Below are 20,134 nucleotides of genomic sequence, written 5' to 3' on the forward strand. Positions count from 1 at the left end.
CACCGTCTCCAGAGCAATCGACCGGGCTGTGGTCGACACTCTCACAGACGGCGTGAAAGATGCGTTCTCGAAATGCCCGAACATTATCGTACCCCGACACAGTTAGGCGAGGGCACGTGCTTCCCGGTCGGGAGAGACCGACAGGATATAGTCGGGACGAACGAGCGCAGGGAGGTTCTCAACTGTAACCGTAGCCACGACGACGTCACCGGGGAGTTCAGAAGAGACCTCGTCGCCGAGTTCTTCAATAGCTCTGGAGACATCTTCGGCCCGATTGTCCTCGCAAACGAAGACCAGATCCACGGTCTTCGAACTGTCGAAGCCCTCAATCATCGCTTCGACTTTCGGATGAATCTGTTGGGCCATTGCTCAGCCGTGAATAGGCGCATGCAATATATCAATCCACCGGAAAAATGAGTTTCGGGCGGTTCTGATTTGAACGAAGTGTACTAGCCAGACCACCCGACAGAGACCGAACGGTCGCTAAAAGTGCCCCGGTCCCTCGTCGCCGTACTGCAGTTCGCCGCCGCGGCCGCCTTCGACGGTACTGCTTCCGTGGTCGCCCGAACTGGGGACCTTGACCTGCACGTCGGTCACCTCGTCGAACGTCATGATGAGGTCCGACTGGATGTTCTGGGCGGTGATGTTCGAGATGCCGCACCCGGCGCACGCGCCCCCGAGTTCGACGACGACTTCCCCCGATTCCGCATCGGCCTTGCGCACGACGCTGTTGCCGCCGTGCATCTGGATGATGGGCATCTGGCCGACCATCCACGTCTCGACGCGCTCTTTGAGGCTCTCCGACTCGTCGCTCATACCCCGACGCTTCGAACCCCACGGATTAGAATGAAACGGTTCTCCCACCGCGCCGGGCGACGAGAGAAAGGCTGTCTCGGTCGTTCGTGATAGATTCGGTGCGCTCCGGGCGCTCTCTCAGTCGCGCCGCCCGCGACGGCGGGCCAGCCAGCCGGCGACGCCGAGCGCCGCCGCGCCGACGCCGAGCCCGAAGCCCGGCGCGTCGGTCGCAGAAGTCGAAGGGCTGTTGTCGGACGCGGACGGAGTCGCGCCGTCCCCGGTCGGCGTCGTCGGCGGCGTGTTGACGAGAGATTCGGTGGTCGTCTCCGGACCGAGCGTCGGCGGGTCGCGCTGGTCGCCGGCGTGGTCGGGGAACGTGTAGAGCGCGGGCGACGCGTCGTCGACGCCGCGGCTCGACGCGACGAAGACGCCCTCGTCGGCGAAGGGGTAGGCGTACTGCGCGGTCCAGAAACTCGCGCGCTCGGGGTCGCGCCACCACGCGAGTTCGACGGGGTCGGTCGGGTCCGACACGTCGTGGCGCTTGACGCCGCCGCGGTACCACGAGGTGTAGAGCCTGTCGTCGCGGAAGTCGAAGTTGTGCGCCGTGGTCCAGACGCCGCCGAGCGTCGGGTCCGGGCCGGCCGGCGGCTCGATGGTCGAGAGCCGCACCGGATTCGCGGGGTTCGACACGTCCCAGAGTTCGACGCCGCTCGGCCCGCCGACGAGTTCGGTCGTCCCGTCGTCGCGGTCGACCTCGACGGCCCACGACTCGACGCCGACGCCGAGGAGGTCGCCGGCGTCGTCGGTTGCGACGTAGTGGTGGTTCCCGGGCGGCGTCCGTCGCTCGCGGTGGCGGTCGCGAGGGGTCAGCGCGGCGAGTTCCTCGGGGTCACCGGGCGAGACCGCGCCGAGGACCGACGGCGAGGCGGGGTCAGAAAGGTCGACGAACCACGTGCCGGCGTCCCAGAGCGCGACGTGCGCGACGCGGTCGCGGACCCACACGTCGTGGACGGACCGCATCGAGGGCGGCACGTCGGCCCACCGGTCGTCGGTAGAGACGACCGACCAGCGGCCGAGTTCGTCGCCGGAGTCGACGTCGAGGACGACGAGCGGGTTCCGGTCGCCGTCGTTGGCGGTCAGATACGCCCGGCCGTCGGCGGCGAAGCAGTTGTGGATGGGAAAGCCCGTCTCGTGGAACGCGATTTCTTCGGGGGTCGCGGGGTCGGACACGTCGACGACGAGGACGCCCGCCGGCGCGCCCGGAATCGGGTTGGCCGGGCCGACGACCAGAAGCGTGTCCCCGTCGAGTTTCACGTCGTAGAGGCCGCGGAAGGGACCGTCCTCGCGGTCGGAACGCAGGTCGCGGCGCTCGGCGAGGAGTTCGGGACGGTCGGGCGCGGAGACGTCGACGACGGCGTAGCCATCGGTCGCGGCGACGAAGACGGTCTCGCCGTCGGCCGAGACGACGGCCTCTTTCGCGCCGTCGATTTCGATGCGGCCCAGCGGCTCGAACGGGCCGGGATGGGCGGTGGCGAGCGGGGAGCCGACGACGACGGCGGTCGAGGCGGCGAGCGCGCTCGCACTGACGGTGCGGAGGAACTGGCGGCGGTCCACGGTGAGTCTGCGGGTGCCGAGGAGAAAAATCGGACGGAGGACCGGAACCGGGCTGAGCGGGGACCGCTCAGTCTGCACTGGGTTGCGTGAGAACTGAAGCGACGCCGGCGGGGATGGGTGGGTGGGTGTGGGATATCCCCGCCGGCGTCGGTCGGTCGACGATGGTGGTGGGGGGTGTCGACCGGTCCCGTTCTAGGCTTCCGGTGGAACGCCCGTGCACCGCGCGGTTCGACGAGAACGGGAACGCGCCGACCGGTGCGCCGAATGACTCGGCGTCGTCGGGTGCACGTCATCGCGTTTCTCGACCGGGGTTATAAGACTGCGCCACCGAGTATCAATCGGGATAATTCGCTGACGGAGGCGCGAACTGCCGTCTTGTAATCGCGGGCGGTCGCCAGTTCCGCCTGCGCTACCACCGGCGAGTCGTCTCTCACAGCCGAGACCGGTCACCGGTGCCACCGGTCATCGCGCTCGCCAACGCCCCCTCGACCACGACCTCGTCGCCGAGCGTCGTCAGTTGAATCTCGGGGATGTTCGACATGACCATCTCGCTCATCTGTTCGCGGATGGGGTCTAACACGAGGTCCGGGTTGTTGAGCGCGACCGCGCCGCCGACGTAGATGATGAGCGGCGCGTACGCGTGGACGATGTTCGCGACGCCCATCGCGTTCCAGTGGCCCAGCTGGCTGATGATGTGGTCGGCGAACTCGTCCTCGCCGGCGTGTTCGAACACGTCGACCGCGGAGAAGTCGGGGTCGGAGACGGGAAGCGCGGTGTCGACCGGGTCCTCCTCGTGGAGTTCGCGGGCGTACTTCGGGATGTTGTTCCCCGAGCAGTAGCCCTCCCAGTGACCGTTGTGGCCGCACCCGCACGTCATGAAGCCGTGCGGGTCGAGCGTCAGGTGGCCGACCTCACCGGCGTTGCCGTCCCAGCCGGCGAGGACGTGCCCGTCGACGCAGACGCCCGCGCCGATACCCGACGAGATGGTGAGATACACCATGTCGTCGGGGTTGCGGTCGGAGTGGAACCGCTCGCCGATGACGCCGGCGTTCGTGTCGTTGTGCAAATACACCTCGTCCGTCTCCAAGAGCACCGAGAGGGGGCCGGTCAGCGGGATGCGGTCGATGGTGTCCGGCAGGTTCGCCGGGTTCTCGACCGCGCCCTCGGCCAGGTCGAGCGGGCCGATAGCGCCGATGCCGGCCGCGACCGCGTCGCTCGGGTCGATGCCCGCCTCGGCACACGCCTCGCGGACGACGCCGAGGACCGCCTCGGTGACCGCGATTCCGGTCGGACCGCGCGGAGTGCTGTCACGGGCCTCTCCGAGGATCGTTCCATCGTCGTCGCCCACCACGGAACGGACGTTCGTCGCCCCCAGGTCGACGCCCACGTAGTACGCCATCGTTCCCATAGCGATGCGCCCGCCACTTAACTAAGCGGGATTTTCGGCAGATTTACTCGCGGCACTGTAAGTCCCGGTTCGAGGTCACGCGGAGTTGTTGGTCGGGAGTTTGGGGATGAGCCACGAGAGGAACGAGTCCATGCTACGCGACTGCGTCCAGACGGTCCCCGGTCCGGTGAAGGTACAGACGAGTCCCTCGCCGCTGAACAGGGTGGACTTCAGGCCGCCGACGCGCTCGACGGAGAAGTCCGTCGTCTCGTCGAAGGCGACGATGTGGCCGGTGTCGACCGTGTAGCGCTCGCCGTCGTCGAGTTCGACCTCGTGGATGGCCCCGTAGCTCGACAGGAAGCTGTCGCCGGTACCGGTCAGTTTGAGCAGGAACAGCCCCTCGCTTCCGAAGAACGTCTTCGCCCCGCCGAAGGAGGTATCGAGGTCGAGCGCGGGGTCCGAAGCGAGGTACGACCCGGACTGGACGTACAGCGTCTCGTCGGCGAGACCGTGGTGGACGATGTCGCCCGGAAGCGGGGGCGCTAACGAAATCTCGCCCGCCTGTCGCGCGCTGAACGTGTTCTGGAAGAACGACTCGCCGCCGAGGACGCTCCGCTTGAGCGACCCGAAGAGGCCGCCTTTCGCGTTCGTCTCGATGTCGATGCCGTCGGAGTAGCTGACCATCGCGCCGGCCTCCGACCGGAGCGACTCGCCCTCGTCGAGCGAGACGGTGAGGAGAGCGAACGACGGGCGGTAGTCGATGGAGTGGTCCATGCGGAAGTTGACGGCGCGCTAAGATATGTAGTTGCCTCCGAAAATCGCGGATACCGGGGGTCGAGCCGCCCGCAGACCGTCACTTGGTGTCCGCGCGGACGAACGTCACGGGGCACGGCGCTTCGAGCATGACCTCCTGTGCGACGCTCCCGAAGACGGCCTTGCCGGCCGGCGAGCGCTTCCGACCGCCGACGACGAGCCGGTCGGCGTCGACCTCGCCCGCGAGTTCGACGAGTTTCTCGCCGTGGTGGCCGACCCGGCCGTGGACGACGTAGTCGAGGTCGGCGTCGTCGAAGCGGCGCGTGAGTTCGCGGACGGTGGCGTGTCGTCGGGCCACGTCGTCCGCCGAAACCTCCTCGGCCGTGATGTCGAAATCGAGGTTGTCGAGCGCGTCGTCGTACTCGTCTCTCGTGAAGACGTGCCCGATGACGACCGTCGCGCCGGTCGGTCCGGCCACGTCGATGGTCTCTTCGGCGAGTCTGTCGATTCGGTCGGCGTCGCCCGCGCCGATCGCGAGCAGGATAGTCTCGATGGCCATATGGTCAGTTCACCCCGTCGGCACTTAACCGTGCCGGGGGTTTTTACTCACAACCGAAATAAAAATTCGTGTTCGGGCGTGTCGCGGTCGCAGACGGGTAGAGTGTCACGCGGTAACACTATGTACGTTTCGCCGGTGGCGCGGCCGCTCGGCGGACGAGGTGTGCAAGAAAACCAAACTGCGACGGACGGCTCAGACGTCGGGCGCGTCGTCTTCGACCGCGCGCTTCATCGAGTCGCGGCGGGACTTCGCGTCGCGGCCCGTCGCCTCCAGCAGGAAGTCGTTTTTCGCGCTGACGGCCTCGCCCGCGGCTTCGAGGTCTTCGGGAGCGAGGTCGGCCGGGTCGGCCTCCTCGAAGTTGACCGCGAGCTTGTCCTTCTTGCCGCTGTACTTGACCGCGCCGGCGACGATGCGGGTGAACACGGGATTGTCGGGTTCGCCGACGACGTAGAGGTCGCTTCCCTTGAACTCCTCGGTGTCCGTGATGGGGCCGAAGTAGTCTTCGACCGTCGCTTTCATGTCCGGAATTCGCTCTTCGAGCGTCTCCCCACGACGCATCTTGTACTCCTTCATGGACGCCTTTTCGACAGGGGATGGTTTACCTGTTTCGCGACTCTGCGACGCCTGCGAGGGCGTGCCGCGGTCAGGATTCCCGCTCGGCGATGTAGCCCTTTTTACACTCGGGGCAGATGTCGCCGGCCCGCATCGACGACGAGGACGCGCCGCGGGCGTGCCCGCAGTTCGGGCAGTAGTACTCGACGGCGTCGTCGGGGGCCTCGTTTCCGACGTTCGAATCGTCGGCGCGGACGAACTCGTCTTCGTCTTCCGCCTCGACGTACTGGCCGTTGGACCGCTGGCTCTGCGGTGCGCTCTCCTCCGGCGTCAGCCCGCCGCCGAACGAGACCGAGACGGGCTCGCCGTCGTCCGGCTGGGCGTTCCAGCCCTCGTCGTCGCCCGGCGCGTCGGGCCACGCCCCGCGTTCGCGGGTCTGGCCCTGTTCGGCCTCCGCCTCGGCGTCGGCCTCGACGCCCGCCTCGGCGTCCGCGTCGATGAACTCCGCGTCGTCGCCGTCGGCCGGCGGCGTCGGGTCGTCGGTCTCCACCTCGTCGACCTCGTCGGGCCACTGCGTCCGGTCGCGGGGTTCCGACTGCGACTCGTCGTCGCCGAGGATGATGCCGTCGTCGGTCACCGGCGGGGCGTCGGCGCGTTCGGCGCTCCCGGTGTCAGCGCCACCGGCGTCGGCGCTCGCGTCCGGCTGGTCGGCCGGCCGGGCGTCGGGCGCGTCCGCAGTCTCGGCCTCGCTCGGCTGTTGCGCCGCGGGGTCAGCGTCCGCGCCCGCACCCGTCTCAGCGTCGCTGGCGGCGGCGTTGGCCTCGGCGTTGGCGGCGTCGGCCCGCGTCTCCGCGTCCGGTGCCGTCTCGATGGCGGCGTCTTCGGCCTCGGAGACGCCGGGTTGCGGCTTCGCCGGTTCGAAGCCCGCGGCCGCGGTCTCGACTTCGCCCTCCGTCATCCCGACCTCTTCGGGCGTTCGGATGGCCGTGACCTCCTTGTTCTCGCTGATTACCTGTTCGTTTCCGCACCGCGAACAGACCTGTATCTCCCGAATCGAGACGACCACCTCGTCGCCGCGTTCCTCGCGCTCCCGTTCCGTCTCGGGGTCTCCGTAGGAGTGCCCGAGAAGACGGCAAGTAAGTCCCATTACGCGAGGATTCCGGGGTTCGGAAACAAAAAGGTACCCCCTGCCCGTCCGACGCCCGTCAGACGGGCGGTACAAGTAAACAGGAGGCCAACGATGTACCCGCTATGAGAGCGAGGCGGGAGTTTCGGAACCGCCGCGACATCGAGGTCGCGGTGCTCGACGCGCTCGTCGACCGCCACGACGAGGGGATGACGGTGTTCGAACTCCGTGCCGCCGTGGACGCCGACATCGACACCATCGAAGAGGCGCTGTCAGCGCTCAAAGACGAGAGTCTCATCGTGATCGAAGAGGCCGACACGCGGGTACTCATCCACGCCGACGAGCGCGTCGTTCCGGACCCGAGCGAAGCCGTCGAAGAAGACGCGTCGCTGTTCGAGAGACTCCGCGAGCGGTTCGGACTCTGAGCGCGGCGACGCGGACCACAGACTCGTTTTGACTACCCCGTCAGCCGGGTCGTGAGACGCCGGGCCGGTCCCGCGCCGAAGACCGAACGGTTCCGTACCAAAAGCCGGGCGAGTCGTCCGGGAGTGGGAGGGTTTTACGCGCTGAAACCGAAACGGGGGGCAATGACACTCGTCGCCGACATCCACGAGGCACACGGTGCGACGTTCGAGACGCGCGGCGGAATCGAGGTCGTGAGCCACTACGGCCGCCCCGAACGGACTCACCGCGCCGTCAGAAACGGCGTCGGCGTCATCGAACACGGCTACGGCGTGGTCGTCGTCGAGGGCGAAGACAGAGTCGACTACGTCGACAACGCGGTGACCAACACCGTCCCCGACGAGGACGGCGAGGGCGTCTACGCCCTGCTTTTAGACCCCGACGGCCGCATCGAGACGGAGATGTACGTCTACAACGCGGGCGAGCGACTGCTGATTTTCACCCCGCGGGACCGCGCCGAACCGCTCGTCGAGGAGTGGCGCTCGAAGACGTTCCTCCAGCGCGTCAAGATACGCGACGCCTCCGACGAGTTCGGCGTCTTCGGCGTCCACGGCCCGCAGTCGACCGAGAAAGTGGCGAGCGTCCTCTCGGGAGCGGGCGCGCCGGAACCGGAACTCTCGTTCGTCCGCGGCTCCATCGGCGGCGAACTCGGCGTCACGGTCGTCGCCTCCGACAACCCGACCGGCGAGGAGGGCTACGACGTCATCTGCCGCGCGAAGGACGCCGAAGACGTGCTCGACGCGCTCCTGTTCTACGGCAACCCCTCGGTTCCCGTCGGCTATCAGACGTGGGACAGCCTCACCGCCGAGGCCGGTACGCCGCTTTTCGAGTCGGAACTCCGCGGCAACGTCCCGAACGTCGTCGGCGTCCGCAACGCGCTGGACTTCGACAAGGGCTGTTTCGTCGGTCAGGAACTCGTCTCGAAGATAGAAAACCGCGGGCGGCCCTCGCGCCGACTCGTCGGCTTCCGCGCCGACGCCCTCCCCGACTCCGGTGCCGAGGTCTCCGCTGACGGCGGGTCGGTCGGCACCGTCACCCGCGCCGTAGAGAGCCCGGTGCTCGACGCGCCCATCGGCTTCGCGCTCGTCGACTACGGCCTCGATACCGACGCCCTCGAAGTCGCGGTCGACGGCGACCGCGTCGGCGCGACCCGCGAGTCCCTCCCGTTCGTCGAGGGGAGCGCGGTTTCGGCGCGGATTCCGACGTATCCGGGCGCGGAATAGGAACGAGAGCGGAGAGTTGGGCGGCTCCCGACCGTCTCAGAGCAGTTTCTTCAGGTGCTCGCGCGAGAAAAACGAGCTCGGCTTGTCCATGTGGACGCCGATTTCGCCCGACAGCGACCGGAGGCCGACCCGCTGGAGCCACTCGGGAAAGGAGTAACACCGGCGCACGAGGTGGCCCAACCGAATCTCCCGGGAGAGCTCGTCGCGCCACGCCGACTCGTAGGCCGACAAGGTCTCGGGGTCGTCGGGGTCGATGGTCTCGGCGGCGATGTCGGCCGCGGTCATCCCGTAGAGGATGCCCCCGCCGGTGAACGGCTTGGTCTGCGCGGCCGCGTCGCCGACGAGGAACGCCCGCCGGGTCGTCGTCCGGTCCGGCGGGCCGATGGGGATGGCTCCCGAACAGAAGTGCTCTGTCTCCACGTCGTAGGTGTTCGTGAGCGCGTCGAACAGCTCGGTGACCTCCGCGCCCGGCGGGGCCGCGAGGCCGTACTCGACGCCGGCGTCGCCGCGGGGGATGCGCCACGCGAAAAAACGCGGGACCGTGAGGTGCACGTCCACGAAGTCGCCGTCGTCCGGCTCGGGGTCGAACGCGAGGACGCCGTGGAGCGTCTCCGACGGTTCGGGGAGGGAAAGCGCCCGGCGAACCCGCGAGGTCGGGCCGTCACAGCCGGCGACCATCTTCGCCTCGAACTGGACGGTGCCGGCCTCGCCGGCGACGCTCACGGTCAGTCGGACCCGGTCGTCGAGTTCCTCGACGGCGGTGACGGTGTGGCCCTCGCGCACGTCCGCGCCGGCCTCGCGGGCGCAGTCGGCGAGGGTGCGGTCGAGTTCGACGCGGTCGATGACGTTCGAGACCTCGCTTTGCTTGTAGAACGGGTAGGCCTTCGAGTTCGGCCCGCCGACGCGGAAGTTCGCCCCGTAGATGCGGTTCTGAAACAGGCGGTCGCGCGCCTCGTCGGGGACGTACTCCCAGATGTCGGTGCTGACGTGGCCGGAGCACGCGAGGGGCGTCCCGACCTCGCCTTTCTCCAGCGCGAGCACGTCGTAGCCCGCGTCGGCCGCGCGGCGGGCGAACCGCGCGCCGGCGGGACCGACGCCGACGACGGCGAAATCGTACATGGTTGGGCGTCGCCGCGCCGACCAATGAATCTTCTCGCTTCGGACGAGGGGACCGCCCCGACGGAAACCGCCCGGCTACGCGACGACCGCCAGCCCCGCCGCGGTCCGCCGCGTCCCGTCCCACGGGACGACGATTCGGTCCCACGAGTCGCCGAAGTCGGTCGTCCGGTAGAGCCCGCGGTCGTTCGCGGCGTAGCACTCGCCGCCGGTTCGTCCGGCGGCCAAGACCGCGCGGGTCGCGCCCGGCCCGGTCGGCAGGCCGGTCTCGTCGAGGCGTTCCCACGACTCGCTGTCGTCGTTGCTGTCACCGTCACCATCGCCGCCACCGTCCCGCGACGCCCGGCGGTAGAGATACGCCTCCGCCGACTCGACCCGGTGGGCTCGCATCGGGCCGGAGGCGGCCGTCAGGAGCACCGACTCCGGGTCCGCGGGGTCGACGACGACGCTCCAGCAGTAGCCGTGTCCGAGCCCCGCGGTCGGCGACGTCCACGTCTCGCCCGCGTCGTCGGTCTCGGCGTAGCCGTCGCCCGCGGCGACCCAGACGCGGCCCGGTCGGTCCGGGTGCGTCGCCATCGAGTGCGTGTCTCGCTTCCCGGACGGCACGCGGTCTTGCCACGTCTCGCCGCCGTCGAAAGAGCGGACGAGCGCCCCGGCTTCGACCGCGACGAACAGCCGGTCGGGGTCGGTCGGGTCCGGCTCTATCCAGCGGACGTGGTGGGTGTGCGGGCGGGGCGGAAACGCCCACGACGACGCCGAGTCGAGGTCCGAAAGCGGCGCGAGTTCTGCCCACGTCTCCCCGCCGTCGAGCGAGCGGAAGACCGCCGAGGGCTCGGTGCCGGCGTAGACCACGTCGGGGTCGGCCGGGGAGACGGCGAGGCTCGTCACCGACTCGGGGAGCGCGTCGGTGCCGACCGCGGACCACGACGCCCCGCCGTCAGTCGTTCGGAAGACGCCGGCGTCGAACGTTCCGCAGAACGCCCGGCCCGGCGCGCCCGGGTCGGCCGCGACGCACTCGATTCGGTGCTCGTCGAGTCGCCGGCGGGCGGTGAAGTCGTCGGGCGAACCCGAGACCGCGAGCGCCGCGCCGTTGGCGGCGGCGTAGAGATGCATGGGGGACGTAGGCGTTCCACGGTGAAAAAGCGGGCGCGGGCCGCGTCCGGGGCGACGGGATGACGACTACGACAGGTCGCGTCGCTCGAACAGCTCGGCCGCGAGGACGACGAGGGCGCACGTCACGGCGACGAGCACGGCGACGCCGCCCCAGTCCACGTCGCCGGCGACGAGGAGTTCGCCGGGGTCGAGATAGCGCGTGAGCGACAGGGCTCCGAGGAACTCGTAGTCGGTGTCGACCGTCAGGGAGTCGAGGAGGAACGTCCCGAAGACGACGCCGATGGCCGCGCCCTGCGCCCGGCGGACGCGCCCGAAGAACGCCGACGCGAGGAGGCCGACGGCGACGCAGGCGACGAGGTAGAGGCCGCCGACGGCGTGGACCGCGAGGAGGCGGCCGAGGTGAATCTCCTCGTCGATGAGGCCCGCGCCGACGACGACGGCCGCGAGGAGCGCGAGGTCGACGACGGCGACCGCCGGGAGCATCGCGAGGAACTTGCCGACGACGAACCGGGTGCGCGAGACGGGCCGCACGAGGACGAGTTCGACCGACTGACGGTCGACCTCGCCGGCGACGAGCGACCCCGCGGCGTAGGCGAAGTAGCTCCCGACGATGAGGAGCCAGACGAGCTGGTAGAGTTCGACCACGAGGTAGCCTTCCAGCGAGGAGATGTCGGTGATGCTCCCGACGAACGCCGACTGCAACTCCTCGGGATACGACTCCAGCAGTTCGGCGAAGTCGATGTCGGACTCGCCGAACGACGGGTAGACGGCGATGGTGAGCCCGGCGGTCGCCACGAGGAGCACGCAGACGACGAGGAGGCCGCGCCGTCGCCGGGCGAACTCGAAGGCCGCGATGTCGAGTTCACGCATCCGCGGACTCCTCGGCGTCCGCGGGCGACGGCTCTGCGGCGGCATCGCTCTCGCCGTCGCGGGAATCAGCGTCGGCGGCGTCGGCATCGGCGTCGTCCTCGCGTTCCGCCTCGCTCTCGTCGTAGAAGTGCATGAACACGTCTTCGATGGCCGTCTCGCGGACTTCGAGGTCGTCGACGCGGTAGCCGTCGAGGGCGTCCACGAGGGCGTCGTAGTTGCCCGAGGTGACGAGTCGGAGCGAGCCATCGGGTTCGATGCGCGCGTCGATGGTCTCGGGGAACTCGAAGTCCGCGAGGTCGATGGCGTCGGGCGACCGGACCGTGACGACCTTCCCGCTTCGGGCGAGCAGGTCGTCGATGTCCTCGACGGCGACGAGCCGACCGCCGCGGATGATGGCGACCCGGTCGCAGACCTCGCGGACCTCCCCGAGGATGTGCGTCGAGAAGAACACCGTCACCCCGCGGTCGCGCTCCTCGCGGAGGAACTCGTAGAACTCCTGTTGGACGAGCGGGTCCAGCCCCGAGGTCGGCTCGTCCATCACGACCACCCGCGGGTCGTGCATGAACGCCTGCACGATGGCGAGTTTCTGGCGGTTCCCGCGCGAGTAGGCCCTGACCGGCCGGTCGAGCGGCACCGGAAAGCGGTCGAGGAGTTCGTCGCGCCGGGCGTCGCCGGAGAGCCCGGCGAAGTAGTCGAGCGTCTTGCGGCCGCTCACGTCGTCGTAAAACCGCGGGTCGCCGGGGATGTGGCCGACGCGCGCGAGCACGTCGAGGAAGCTGTCCCGGTCGTCCACCGGGACGCCGAGAATGCGCGCCGTGCCGTCGGTCGGTTTGAGCAGGCCGAGAAGCAGGCGAATCGTCGTGGACTTCCCCGCGCCGTTGGGGCCGAGAAAGCCGAACAGCTCGCCCTCCGGGACCGAAAACGAGAGCTCTTCGACCCCGCGAACGTCCCCGTAGAACTTCGTCAGACCGTCGATGTCGATGGCGGGGACGGACATACTACACGTAGGCGCGCCCCGAACGTATCCCTTGCGTGACGTTACCGCCGGCCGAGAGTCGAGCGTGTTGTTAAGATTACATACCGCGTATCTATGGTGACTGAAGCGGGGTCGCCCGCCCGTCTCCTCACCATGACTCCCCGCGGCCGGCGCGCGAGCGCGGCGCTCCTCGCCACCCTACTGGTCCTGTCCGCCCTCCTCGGTGCAACGGGGAGCGCCGCGGCCGTCAGTCAGGTGGCCGGAAGTCCCGACCTCACGATTATCGCGCCGGAGAACCGACTCGTCGCGGGCACCGAGACCGCGGTCGAGGTGTTCGTCGTCAACAGCGGGACGGTCACGGACGACGGCCCCGAGGAGTACGAGGCGCTCGTCCAGACGGCCCGCGCGCTGACCATCAGCGCGGATTCGAGCGGGCCGATTACGGTCCTCAGCGGCGAGGTTCCCGTCGGGACCGTCCCCGAGGGCGTCGCCGGGCCGGTGTCGCTCCGCCTCCGCGTCGCCGAGGGCGCTCGCCCCGGAACCTACGACATACCCGTCACGTTCAGCTACGACTACACCGCCTCGGTGTTCGTGGACGGCGACGACGTCGACGCCACCCACCGGAGCCGAACCGTCACGCGGGACCTCGAAGTCGTCGTCGAGCGCCGCCCCGCGTTCGAGGTCCGGGCGGTCGACGCCGCCCTCGCGGTCGGCGACAGCGGGACCCTCGCAATCGACATCGAGAACGTCGGCCCCGTCGGGGCCGCGGACGCGACCGTGACCGTCGCCTCGACGGACCCGGAGATAACGTTCGGGAGCGGCGTCGCCTCCGCGGAGACCTTCGTCGGCGAGTGGGACGCGGGCGCGACAGAGCGCGTCGAGTTCCGCACCCGCGTCGCCGACGACGCCATCGTCCGCGACTACTCGGTCGAATTGACCGTGAGCTACCGCGACGAGGACGGCCAAACGCGGACCTCGCGGGCGTTCGTCGCCGGGGTTCGGCCGACCCGCGGGGCCGACTTCGAACTCGCGGACGTGGACGCCGCGGTCGCCGTCGGCGACACCGGCACGCTGACGCTCGAACTCGTGAACGTCGGCGACGCGACCGCCGCGGCGACGACCGTCGGCGTAGCGTCTTCCGACTCCGAGGTGACCTTCGGGGCCGGCGCGCCCGCCGCGGAGGCCTACGTCGGCGCGTGGGAACCCGGCGAGACGAGGCGCGTGAGCTTCCGCACCCGCGTCGCCGACGACGCCCTCGACCGGCCCTACTCGCTCGACGTGACCGTCTCGTTCCGCAACCCCGGCGGCGACCGGAAGACCCAGTCGCTCGTCGCCGGTCTCGACCCCGGTGCCGGCCCGGCGTTCGCCGTGACGGTCGACGAGAGCACGCTCAGAGTCGGCGGCGTCGGTCGGGTCGTCGGCACCGTCGAGAACGTCGGCGGGACCGAGGCCCGCGACGTGGTGCTCCGCCTCGAAACCGAGGACCCGGCGCTGACGCCGACGGACGTCGACGTGACCGTCGGCACGCTCGCGCCCGGCGAGTCGGCCGAGTTCGAGTACGCCATCGGCATCGCCGAGGGGTCGACGCCGGGGACGCGCCGACTCCCGTTCGTCGTCGAGTACCGACCGCCGGGCGACGAACTGCGCGCGGCCGACCGGACCGACGTGCTCGCGGCGGTGCGCACCGACGACCCCGCCGTCGCGGTCGAACCGCGGAACGCGACGTTCGAGGTGGACTCGACCGGTCGGCTCGTCCTCGCGGTGACGAACACCGAGTCGACGCCGCAGACCGACGTGACGGTCAGACTCGTCGTCGAGGAGCCGCTTTCGAGCGAGGACGCCGTGGCGTTCGTCCCCCGGCTCGACGCCGGCGAGACGCGGCTCGTCGTCTTCGACCTCGAAGTGAGCGGCGACGCCGTCCCGAAGACGCAGGTCGTCGGCGTCAACGTGAGCTACGAGGACGACGCCGGCAGACGGCTCTCGACGGGTACCCAGCAGGTCGCCGTCGAGGTGGTCCAACCGGCGACGACGTTCCCCGTCCTCCCGGCGCTCGTCGTGGCGCTCGCGCTCGCGGGCGTCGGCTACTGGTGGTACCGGAGGCGCTGAGGCCAGCGGTGACGCTTCTGGCGGCGCTGAGGATGTCGTCGCCGAAAAAAGCCGAAGCGCGCGTTCAGTCGTCGGCCGGCGTCGCGGGACCGGACATCCCGCCGGGCGTCGTCGGCTCGCTGACCCACGCCTGCCACGCCATGATGAGCATGGAGACGATGAGACAGAGCCCCCACAGGAACGTCGTCGGAATCAAAAAGAGCAGTCCGAAGCCGACGCCGACCCAGATAGTGAGCGGCAACAGCCACTGGCCGACGACGAACAGCCCGCTCACCGCCGCCCGGAGTCGCCCCGTCAGCGCGAACGCGTCGACCGCAAAGCCCATCACGACCGCGAGAATCGAGAGCACGCCCAAGTGCGCGTGGCCGCCCACCAGCCACGACGGCACGCCTCCCGATTCCAGTAGCGTGTACTGGTACAGCCCCACCACCATCATCGTCGCGAGCCCGAGGAACCCCGACGTTTTGAGTATGCGAGACATACACATGGTCCTGATGTGAAACGGTCGGAAATGTCTTTTCCCAGAGTAGTTTGATTGGCGAAAGCAAGCCGCCTGCGAGCGACCGTTAGTGCGAGACGGGCGTCGAAAAAACAGAACTCCGCAGTGCGGCCGTCTCAGTCGTCGTTCGCCACTTTCGCGGGCTTGCGGCGGTCCGAACGCGGGCCCTCTTCGTCCACGTCGGGGAGGTAGTCGCGGAGGTACCGGCCCGTGTGGGAGTCGGGGTTCTCGGCGACTTCCTCGGGCGTGCCGCTGGCGACGATAGTTCCGCCGCCCGCGCCGCCCTCGGGGCCGAGGTCGACGATGTGGTCGGCGTTCTTCACGAGGTCGAGTTCGTGTTCGACCACGAGGACGGTGTTGCCGTTGTCGACGAGGCGCTGGAGCACCTCGATGAGCTTCCGCTCGTCTTCCTTGTGGAGACCCGTCGTCGGCTCGTCGAGCAGGTAGAGCGTGTCACCGGTCTGCTTCTTGCCGAGTTCTTCCGCGAGTTTGACGCGCTGGGCCTCGCCGCCGGAGAGGGTGGTCGACGGCTGGCCGAGCTGCATGTAGCCGAGGCCCACGTCGTGGAGCAGTTGGAGGCGGCGACGAATCTGCGAGTTCGCCTCGAAAAAGTCGAGCGCCTCGTCGACCTCCATGTCGAGCACGTCGGCGATGGTCTTGTCCTTGTACGTCACGTCGAGCGTCTCGGCGTTGTAGCGCGCGCCGTTACACTCCTCGCAGGGGACGTACACGTCCGAGAGGAAGTTCATCTCGATTTTGACGTTGCCCTGTCCCTTGCAGGCCTCACAGCGGCCGCCCTTGACGTTGAAGGAAAAGCGGCCCTTCTCGTAGCCGCGCTGTTTCGAGAGCTTCGTCTCGGCGAACAGCTCGCGGACGTAGTCGAAGACGCCGGTGTACGTCGCCGGGTTCGACCGCGGGGTGCGGCCGATGGGCGACTGGTCGATGAGCCGCACCGTCTCGATTTCGTCGTAGCCCTCGATGGCGTCGTGCTCCCCGGGGTCGACGGAGGTGTTGTCGTTCATCCGGCGGGCCAGTCCCTTGTAGAGAATCTCGTGCATCAGGGTGGACTTGCCCGACCCCGAGACGCCGGTGACGGCCGTGAACGTCCCGAGGGGAATCGGCACGTCGAGGTCGGCGAGATTGTGCTGGCGCGCGCCGCGGACGACGAGTTCGCCCTCGCCGTCGCGCCGCGTGTCGGGCACGTCGATGTCCTTGCGGCCCGAGAGGTAGTCGGCCGTGATGGAGTCGTCGGCCGCGACGATGTCGTCGAAGTCGCCCTGCGCGACGACCTCGCCGCCGCGCTTGCCCGGGCCGGGGCCCATGTCGATAATCTCGTCGGCCCGGCGCATCGTCTCCTCGTCGTGTTCGACGACGATGAGGGTGTTCCCGAGGTCGCGGAGGCCTTCGAGCGTGTTGAGCAGTTTGTCGTTGTCGCGCTGGTGGAGGCCGATGGACGGCTCGTCGAGGACGTAGAGGACGCCCACGAGGCCGGAGCCGACCTGCGTGGCGAGGCGGATGCGCTGGGACTCGCCGCCCGAGAGCGTTGCGGCCTCGCGGTCCAAGGTGAGGTATTCGAGGCCGACCTCGGTCATGAAGCCGAGGCGGGCGCGAATCTCCTTGAGAATCTCCTGTGCGATGGTGCGGTCGCGCTCCGAGAGGTCGCGTTCGAGGCCCTCGAAGTGTTCGAGCGCGCCCGCGATGGTCATGCGGTTGACCTCGGGGAGCGTCGTGCCGCCGACGCGGACGTGGCGGGACTGCTCTTTGAGCCGCGAGCCGCCGCAGTCGGGGCAGGTCGTGACGGCCATGAACTCCTCGATGTGGTCGCGCGTCCGGTCGGAGTCGGTCTCGACGTGGCGGCGTTCGAGGTTGCCGACGACGCCCTCGAAGGGGTGTTCCTTGTGGCGCGTGCCGTTTTTCGTCGTCCACTCGAACACCACGTCCTCGGAGGTCCCGAACAGGAAGGCGTCCTGCACCTCGTCGGAGAGCTCCTCGAACGGCGTGTCCACGCTGACCCCGAAGTGGTCGGCGACGTTGTCGAGCTGGCGGCGGTAGTACGTCCGGTTGTAGCTCCACGGCTCGAAGACGTGCTTGAGCGGCTTCGACGGCTCGGTGACGACGAGGTCGGGGTCGACCTCCTTGGCCTTGCCGAGGCCCTCGCACTCCGGGCAGGCCCCGTGGGGGCTGTTGAACGAGAACGACCGCGTCTCGATTTCGGAAAAGCGGAACGACGAGTTCGGATTGCCGAGCTCCTCGGAGAACTCGACGACGAGGCGGTCGTCGCCCTCGCCCGCGAGCGACCCGGTCGACCGGGTGTTGGAGGCGAAGGGGAGGTCCTCGGGCGGGTCGGGGACGATGAGTTTGAGGACGCCGCCGGCCTCTTCGAGGGCGGTCTCGACGGAGTCGGCGATGCGCGAGCGCGCCTCTGGGGCGACCTTCACGCGGTCGACCACCACGTCGATGGTGTGGTCGTAGTTCTTGTCGAGTTCGGGCGTCTCGAACGAGAGGTCGAACTCCTCGCCGTCGACCTCGACGCGGGCGTAGCCCTCGGAGACGAGCTCCGAAAACAGGTCTTTGAACTCGCCTTTCTGGTCGCGGACGACCGGCGCGACGACCTTCGCGCGGGTTCCCTCGGGGAGTTCGAGAATCTGGTCGACCATGTCCTGTGCGGACTGCTCGCCGACCTCCTCGCCCGTGATGGGGTCGTACTGGGTGCCCACGCGGGCGTACAACAGGCGGAGGTAGTCGTGGAGTTCGGTGACGGTCCCGACGGTCGACCGGGGGTTGTTGGCCCCGTTCTTCTGGTCGATGGAGATGGCGGGCGAGAGGCCCTCGACGGCCTCGACTTTCGGCTTGTCCATCTGGCCGAGGAAGTTCCGCGCGTAGGCCGAAAGCGACTCGATGTACCGCCGCTGGCCCTCCGCGTAGACGGTGTCGAACGCGAGGGAGGACTTGCCTGACCCCGACAGGCCGGTGACGACGGTAAACGTCTCGCGGGGGATGCGAACGTCGAGGTTCCTGAGGTTGTGCTCTTCGGCACCGCGAACCTCGATGTAGTCCTTGCTCATTCGGACGACTCTAGGAACGAGAGGACCGAATAGCCATCGGTTCGGGCCGTTCGAACCGCATCGCTCGCGTCTGCGAGTCGGGAGAAATCGGAGCGGAAGGGAGGTGTCGTCCGCCGGCGTCAGCCGTTGAGCTTCTGCCGCGAGATGGAGATGCCCGTGGGCGTGATGACGATCTGGTCGTCGCCCTTCTGGACGATGTCGCCGTCGACCTCGCGCGCGACCTGTCGGAGGTCGTCGATGATGTGTTCCATCGTGTTGTCGGAGGTCGTGTGGCGGGTGATGTCCGCGATGACCAGATTGCCGTCGTAGACGGCGTCCTTGATGGCGATAACGTCCTGCTGGCCGCCGATTTCGGCGATGTGAACCGAGAGACCGGCGTCGCCGCGAGCGGTGTCGAAGTCGTCGAGGTCGAGTTCGACGTAGTCCTCGGTCGTTCGGGAACCACCACCACCGAGAATCTTACTCATGATACCCATAGGACGTAGAGAGGCCACAACGGGGTTAGTTCTTACGTCAGACGACTATCGGTTTTCAGACATTTCTCCCCCCGGCGGCCCGCCGAATCGGCGGCAGTACCGTCACACGAGGGTGGTGTCGCGGGAGGCGTCGATTCCGGCGGACACCCGACGCGCGCGCCGGCCGCGGCGTTTCGCCGGGTGTTTTTACCTCGCGGCGCGCGGGGGGAGACGAACACGATGACCTTCAGCATCTGCGTCCGCGAGCCGTACGTCGACGCCGACGGCGACGACCAGCACCGCTTCGGCGTCGCCGTGACGACCCGCCTGCCGGGCGTCGGCGCGCTCTGCCCGTTTGCAAGCGAACACGGCGCGGTGGCGACACAGGCGCTGACGAACGTCGAACTCGGGGAGAAGGGCATGGACTACCTCGAAGACGGCCTCGCCGTCGACGACGCCCTGCGGGCGCTGTTGAACGCCGACGACGGCCGGGCGGAACGACAGCTCCACGGCGTCGGCTCCGAGGCGACGTTCGCCTTCACCGGCGACGACTGCCTCGGCTGGGCGGGCCACCGCGAGGGCGACGACTACACCGTCGCTGGCAACCTCCTCGCGGGCGAGGGCGTCGTCGAGGCCACCGCCGACGCCTACGAGCGGAACGCCGACGCCGACGCCGACGAACCGCTCGCGAAACGGCTCATCGACGCGCTCGGCGCGGGACACGCCGCGGGCGGCGACAAGCGCGACGACCTCGCCATCCAGAGCGCGGCGGTCGTCGTGACCTCCACCGAGGACCGCGAGACGGAGCCGTACTACAACGACCTCCGCGTCGACGCGACGGAGACGCCCCTTCGCGACCTCCGCGAGACGTTCTCGATGGCGCGGGAGGGGTACGAGGCGGCGCTGGAGAAGTACGCAGAAGAGTAGCCGAGCGGAGCGCGCCGCGCGCGCCGTGCCTTGGACCGCGGGCTCAGACCGAGAACTCGAAGAGGTCGTCGCCGACGTGGTGGATTGACTCGACGACCTTGCCGGAGTCGCCGACGAGGTCGGCCCCGTCTTCGAGCGCGCGCCCCACGGCGAGCACCTTGCCGTGAGTCTCTTCGGCGATGACGACGAGGTCGCCCGCCTCGATGGTGTCGTCGGCCTCGGTGATGCCGGGGCGCATCACGTCGGCGCCGCTGGAGACGAACGAGACCGCGCCCGCGTCGACCGTGACGACGTTCGTCGTCGGCGGGAACTGGTTCGCGCCCTTGACCGTGAGGAACGGCTGGTCGTCGACGTACATGACCGCCGGCTCGCCGTCGACGAGGACGACCTCGTAGTCGGCGTCGGCGAACTCGACCGCCTCGAACGCGTCGCCGTCGAGGGCGACGCCGAGAGACGATTCGATGGAGTCGCACAGCGCGTCGATCTCGTCGCTTCGGAGGTGGTGGCGGGACTTGACCTTCATACCGGGTCGTGGA

General features: G+C 68.8%; 20 protein-coding genes. 4 read left to right on the forward strand and 16 right to left on the reverse strand.

Features of this window, described 5'->3' with window-relative positions; all coding sequences use genetic code 11:
* Positions 1 to 102: 102 nt before the first annotated feature.
* The 8 genes from C441_RS09835 to C441_RS09870 all read right to left on the reverse strand — a co-directional run bounded on the left by C441_RS09835 (position 103) and on the right by C441_RS09870 (position 6,807).
* Entirely contained in the window at positions 103 to 366 is a 264-nt protein-coding gene (locus C441_RS09835) for a hypothetical protein (protein WP_049920529.1), read from the reverse strand.
* Positions 367 to 483: 117 nt separating this feature from the next.
* Complete coding sequence (locus C441_RS20285; RefSeq protein ID WP_004969091.1) at positions 484 to 816, reverse strand: NifU family protein; 333 nt, start codon at positions 814 to 816, stop codon at positions 484 to 486.
* 117 nt (positions 817 to 933) lie between these two features.
* A complete protein-coding gene (locus C441_RS09845; protein WP_049920530.1) occupies positions 934 to 2,409 on the reverse strand; it encodes an LVIVD repeat-containing protein in 1,476 nt (491 codons plus the stop codon).
* A gap of 430 nt (positions 2,410 to 2,839) precedes the next feature.
* Positions 2,840 to 3,808 (reverse strand): ROK family protein, encoded by a 969-nt coding sequence (locus tag C441_RS09850; RefSeq protein WP_007274961.1) that lies wholly within the window; start codon positions 3,806 to 3,808, stop codon positions 2,840 to 2,842.
* 84 nt (positions 3,809 to 3,892) lie between these two features.
* Positions 3,893 to 4,570, reverse strand: a complete 678-nt coding sequence (locus C441_RS09855) for a TIGR00266 family protein (protein WP_004969088.1) — start codon at positions 4,568 to 4,570, stop codon at positions 3,893 to 3,895.
* Positions 4,571 to 4,649: 79 nt separating this feature from the next.
* Positions 4,650 to 5,108 (reverse strand): universal stress protein, encoded by a 459-nt coding sequence (locus C441_RS09860; RefSeq protein ID WP_007274962.1) that lies wholly within the window; start codon positions 5,106 to 5,108, stop codon positions 4,650 to 4,652.
* Between the two features lie 192 nt (positions 5,109 to 5,300).
* Positions 5,301 to 5,681: a DUF5611 family protein gene (locus C441_RS09865; protein ID WP_007274963.1), complete on the reverse strand. Its 381-nt coding sequence runs from the start codon at positions 5,679 to 5,681 to the stop codon at positions 5,301 to 5,303.
* A 70-nt stretch (positions 5,682 to 5,751) separates the two neighbouring features.
* Entirely contained in the window at positions 5,752 to 6,807 is a 1,056-nt protein-coding gene (locus tag C441_RS09870) for a DUF7093 family protein (RefSeq protein WP_007274964.1), read from the reverse strand.
* A gap of 104 nt (positions 6,808 to 6,911) precedes the next feature.
* On the opposite strand from C441_RS09870, the gene C441_RS09875 reads away from it, so the two are divergent.
* Both C441_RS09875 and ygfZ read left to right on the forward strand, forming a co-directional pair.
* Entirely contained in the window at positions 6,912 to 7,211 is a 300-nt protein-coding gene (locus C441_RS09875; RefSeq protein WP_007274965.1) for a DUF6432 family protein, read from the forward strand.
* Positions 7,212 to 7,373: 162 nt separating this feature from the next.
* Complete coding sequence (ygfZ, locus tag C441_RS09880) at positions 7,374 to 8,471, forward strand: CAF17-like 4Fe-4S cluster assembly/insertion protein YgfZ (RefSeq protein WP_007274966.1); 1,098 nt, start codon at positions 7,374 to 7,376, stop codon at positions 8,469 to 8,471.
* Between the two features lie 36 nt (positions 8,472 to 8,507).
* Here the strand turns inward: ygfZ and C441_RS09885 are convergent, their stop codons facing one another.
* The 4 genes from C441_RS09885 to C441_RS09900 all read right to left on the reverse strand — a co-directional run bounded on the left by C441_RS09885 (position 8,508) and on the right by C441_RS09900 (position 12,567).
* Positions 8,508 to 9,590, reverse strand: a complete 1,083-nt coding sequence (locus tag C441_RS09885) for a geranylgeranyl reductase family protein (protein WP_007274967.1) — start codon at positions 9,588 to 9,590, stop codon at positions 8,508 to 8,510.
* 75 nt (positions 9,591 to 9,665) lie between these two features.
* Positions 9,666 to 10,700, reverse strand: coding sequence for a WD40/YVTN/BNR-like repeat-containing protein (locus tag C441_RS09890; protein ID WP_007274968.1), 1,035 nt, complete (start codon positions 10,698 to 10,700; stop codon positions 9,666 to 9,668).
* 66 nt (positions 10,701 to 10,766) lie between these two features.
* Positions 10,767 to 11,570 (reverse strand): ABC transporter permease subunit, encoded by an 804-nt coding sequence (locus C441_RS09895; RefSeq protein ID WP_007274969.1) that lies wholly within the window; start codon positions 11,568 to 11,570, stop codon positions 10,767 to 10,769.
* Entirely contained in the window at positions 11,563 to 12,567 is a 1,005-nt protein-coding gene (locus tag C441_RS09900) for an ABC transporter ATP-binding protein (RefSeq protein ID WP_007274970.1), read from the reverse strand. The genes C441_RS09895 and C441_RS09900 overlap by 8 nt, the downstream gene beginning before the upstream one ends.
* 132 nt (positions 12,568 to 12,699) lie before the next feature.
* Here C441_RS09900 and C441_RS09905 point away from each other — a divergent pair, with 132 nt between their 5' ends.
* Positions 12,700 to 14,652, forward strand: a complete 1,953-nt coding sequence (locus C441_RS09905; RefSeq protein WP_007274971.1) for a COG1361 S-layer family protein — start codon at positions 12,700 to 12,702, stop codon at positions 14,650 to 14,652.
* A gap of 64 nt (positions 14,653 to 14,716) precedes the next feature.
* Here C441_RS09905 and C441_RS09910 read toward each other — a convergent pair whose 3' ends face one another.
* The 3 genes from C441_RS09910 to C441_RS09920 form a co-directional block, all read right to left on the reverse strand.
* Entirely contained in the window at positions 14,717 to 15,139 is a 423-nt protein-coding gene (locus tag C441_RS09910; protein WP_007274972.1) for a hypothetical protein, read from the reverse strand.
* Positions 15,140 to 15,267: 128 nt separating this feature from the next.
* Positions 15,268 to 18,216 carry an excinuclease ABC subunit UvrA gene (gene uvrA, locus C441_RS09915; protein WP_007274973.1) on the reverse strand — a complete coding sequence of 983 codons (2,949 nt, stop codon included), beginning with the start codon at positions 18,214 to 18,216 and terminating at the stop codon, positions 15,268 to 15,270.
* A 119-nt stretch (positions 18,217 to 18,335) separates the two neighbouring features.
* Positions 18,336 to 18,692 (reverse strand): cell division protein SepF, encoded by a 357-nt coding sequence (locus C441_RS09920; protein ID WP_004969075.1) that lies wholly within the window; start codon positions 18,690 to 18,692, stop codon positions 18,336 to 18,338.
* Positions 18,693 to 18,911: 219 nt separating this feature from the next.
* Here C441_RS09920 and C441_RS09925 point away from each other — a divergent pair, with 219 nt between their 5' ends.
* Positions 18,912 to 19,598 (forward strand): DUF1028 domain-containing protein, encoded by a 687-nt coding sequence (locus tag C441_RS09925; RefSeq protein WP_007274974.1) that lies wholly within the window; start codon positions 18,912 to 18,914, stop codon positions 19,596 to 19,598.
* A 43-nt stretch (positions 19,599 to 19,641) separates the two neighbouring features.
* On the opposite strand, the gene C441_RS09930 is transcribed toward C441_RS09925, so the two are convergent.
* The gene (locus tag C441_RS09930) at positions 19,642 to 20,121 is read right to left on the reverse strand and encodes an RNA-binding protein (RefSeq protein ID WP_004969073.1); all 480 of its coding nucleotides are present in this window, start codon (positions 20,119 to 20,121) and stop codon (positions 19,642 to 19,644) included.
* Positions 20,122 to 20,134 lie beyond the last annotated feature (13 nt).

This window comes from Haloferax sulfurifontis ATCC BAA-897, assembly GCF_000337835.1.
Lineage (GTDB): Archaea > Halobacteriota > Halobacteria > Halobacteriales > Haloferacaceae > Haloferax > Haloferax denitrificans.

Excerpts from the sequence above, each read along its gene's own strand:
- C441_RS09860 (WP_007274962.1), bottom strand. The coding sequence starts at position 5,108 with ATGGCCATCGAGACTATCCTGCTCGCGATCGGCGCGGGCGACGCCGAC.
- C441_RS09875 (WP_007274965.1), top strand. The coding sequence starts at position 6,912 with ATGAGAGCGAGGCGGGAGTTTCGGAACCGCCGCGACATCGAGGTCGCG.
- C441_RS09885 (WP_007274967.1), bottom strand. The coding sequence starts at position 9,590 with ATGTACGATTTCGCCGTCGTCGGCGTCGGTCCCGCCGGCGCGCGGTTC.
- C441_RS20285 (WP_004969091.1), bottom strand. The coding sequence starts at position 816 with ATGAGCGACGAGTCGGAGAGCCTCAAAGAGCGCGTCGAGACGTGGATG.
- C441_RS09930 (WP_004969073.1), bottom strand. The coding sequence starts at position 20,121 with ATGAAGGTCAAGTCCCGCCACCACCTCCGAAGCGACGAGATCGACGCG.
- C441_RS09890 (WP_007274968.1), bottom strand. The coding sequence starts at position 10,700 with ATGCATCTCTACGCCGCCGCCAACGGCGCGGCGCTCGCGGTCTCGGGT.
- C441_RS09925 (WP_007274974.1), top strand. The coding sequence starts at position 18,912 with ATGACCTTCAGCATCTGCGTCCGCGAGCCGTACGTCGACGCCGACGGC.
- C441_RS09910 (WP_007274972.1), bottom strand. The coding sequence starts at position 15,139 with ATGTGTATGTCTCGCATACTCAAAACGTCGGGGTTCCTCGGGCTCGCG.
- C441_RS09865 (WP_007274963.1), bottom strand. The coding sequence starts at position 5,681 with ATGAAGGAGTACAAGATGCGTCGTGGGGAGACGCTCGAAGAGCGAATT.
- uvrA (WP_007274973.1), bottom strand. The coding sequence starts at position 18,216 with ATGAGCAAGGACTACATCGAGGTTCGCGGTGCCGAAGAGCACAACCTC.
- C441_RS09895 (WP_007274969.1), bottom strand. The coding sequence starts at position 11,570 with ATGCGTGAACTCGACATCGCGGCCTTCGAGTTCGCCCGGCGACGGCGC.
- C441_RS09855 (WP_004969088.1), bottom strand. The coding sequence starts at position 4,570 with ATGGACCACTCCATCGACTACCGCCCGTCGTTCGCTCTCCTCACCGTC.
- C441_RS09870 (WP_007274964.1), bottom strand. The coding sequence starts at position 6,807 with ATGGGACTTACTTGCCGTCTTCTCGGGCACTCCTACGGAGACCCCGAG.
- ygfZ (WP_007274966.1), top strand. The coding sequence starts at position 7,374 with ATGACACTCGTCGCCGACATCCACGAGGCACACGGTGCGACGTTCGAG.
- C441_RS09905 (WP_007274971.1), top strand. The coding sequence starts at position 12,700 with ATGACTCCCCGCGGCCGGCGCGCGAGCGCGGCGCTCCTCGCCACCCTA.
- C441_RS09850 (WP_007274961.1), bottom strand. The coding sequence starts at position 3,808 with ATGGCGTACTACGTGGGCGTCGACCTGGGGGCGACGAACGTCCGTTCC.
- C441_RS09835 (WP_049920529.1), bottom strand. The coding sequence starts at position 366 with ATGGCCCAACAGATTCATCCGAAAGTCGAAGCGATGATTGAGGGCTTC.
- C441_RS09900 (WP_007274970.1), bottom strand. The coding sequence starts at position 12,567 with ATGTCCGTCCCCGCCATCGACATCGACGGTCTGACGAAGTTCTACGGG.
- C441_RS09920 (WP_004969075.1), bottom strand. The coding sequence starts at position 18,692 with ATGGGTATCATGAGTAAGATTCTCGGTGGTGGTGGTTCCCGAACGACC.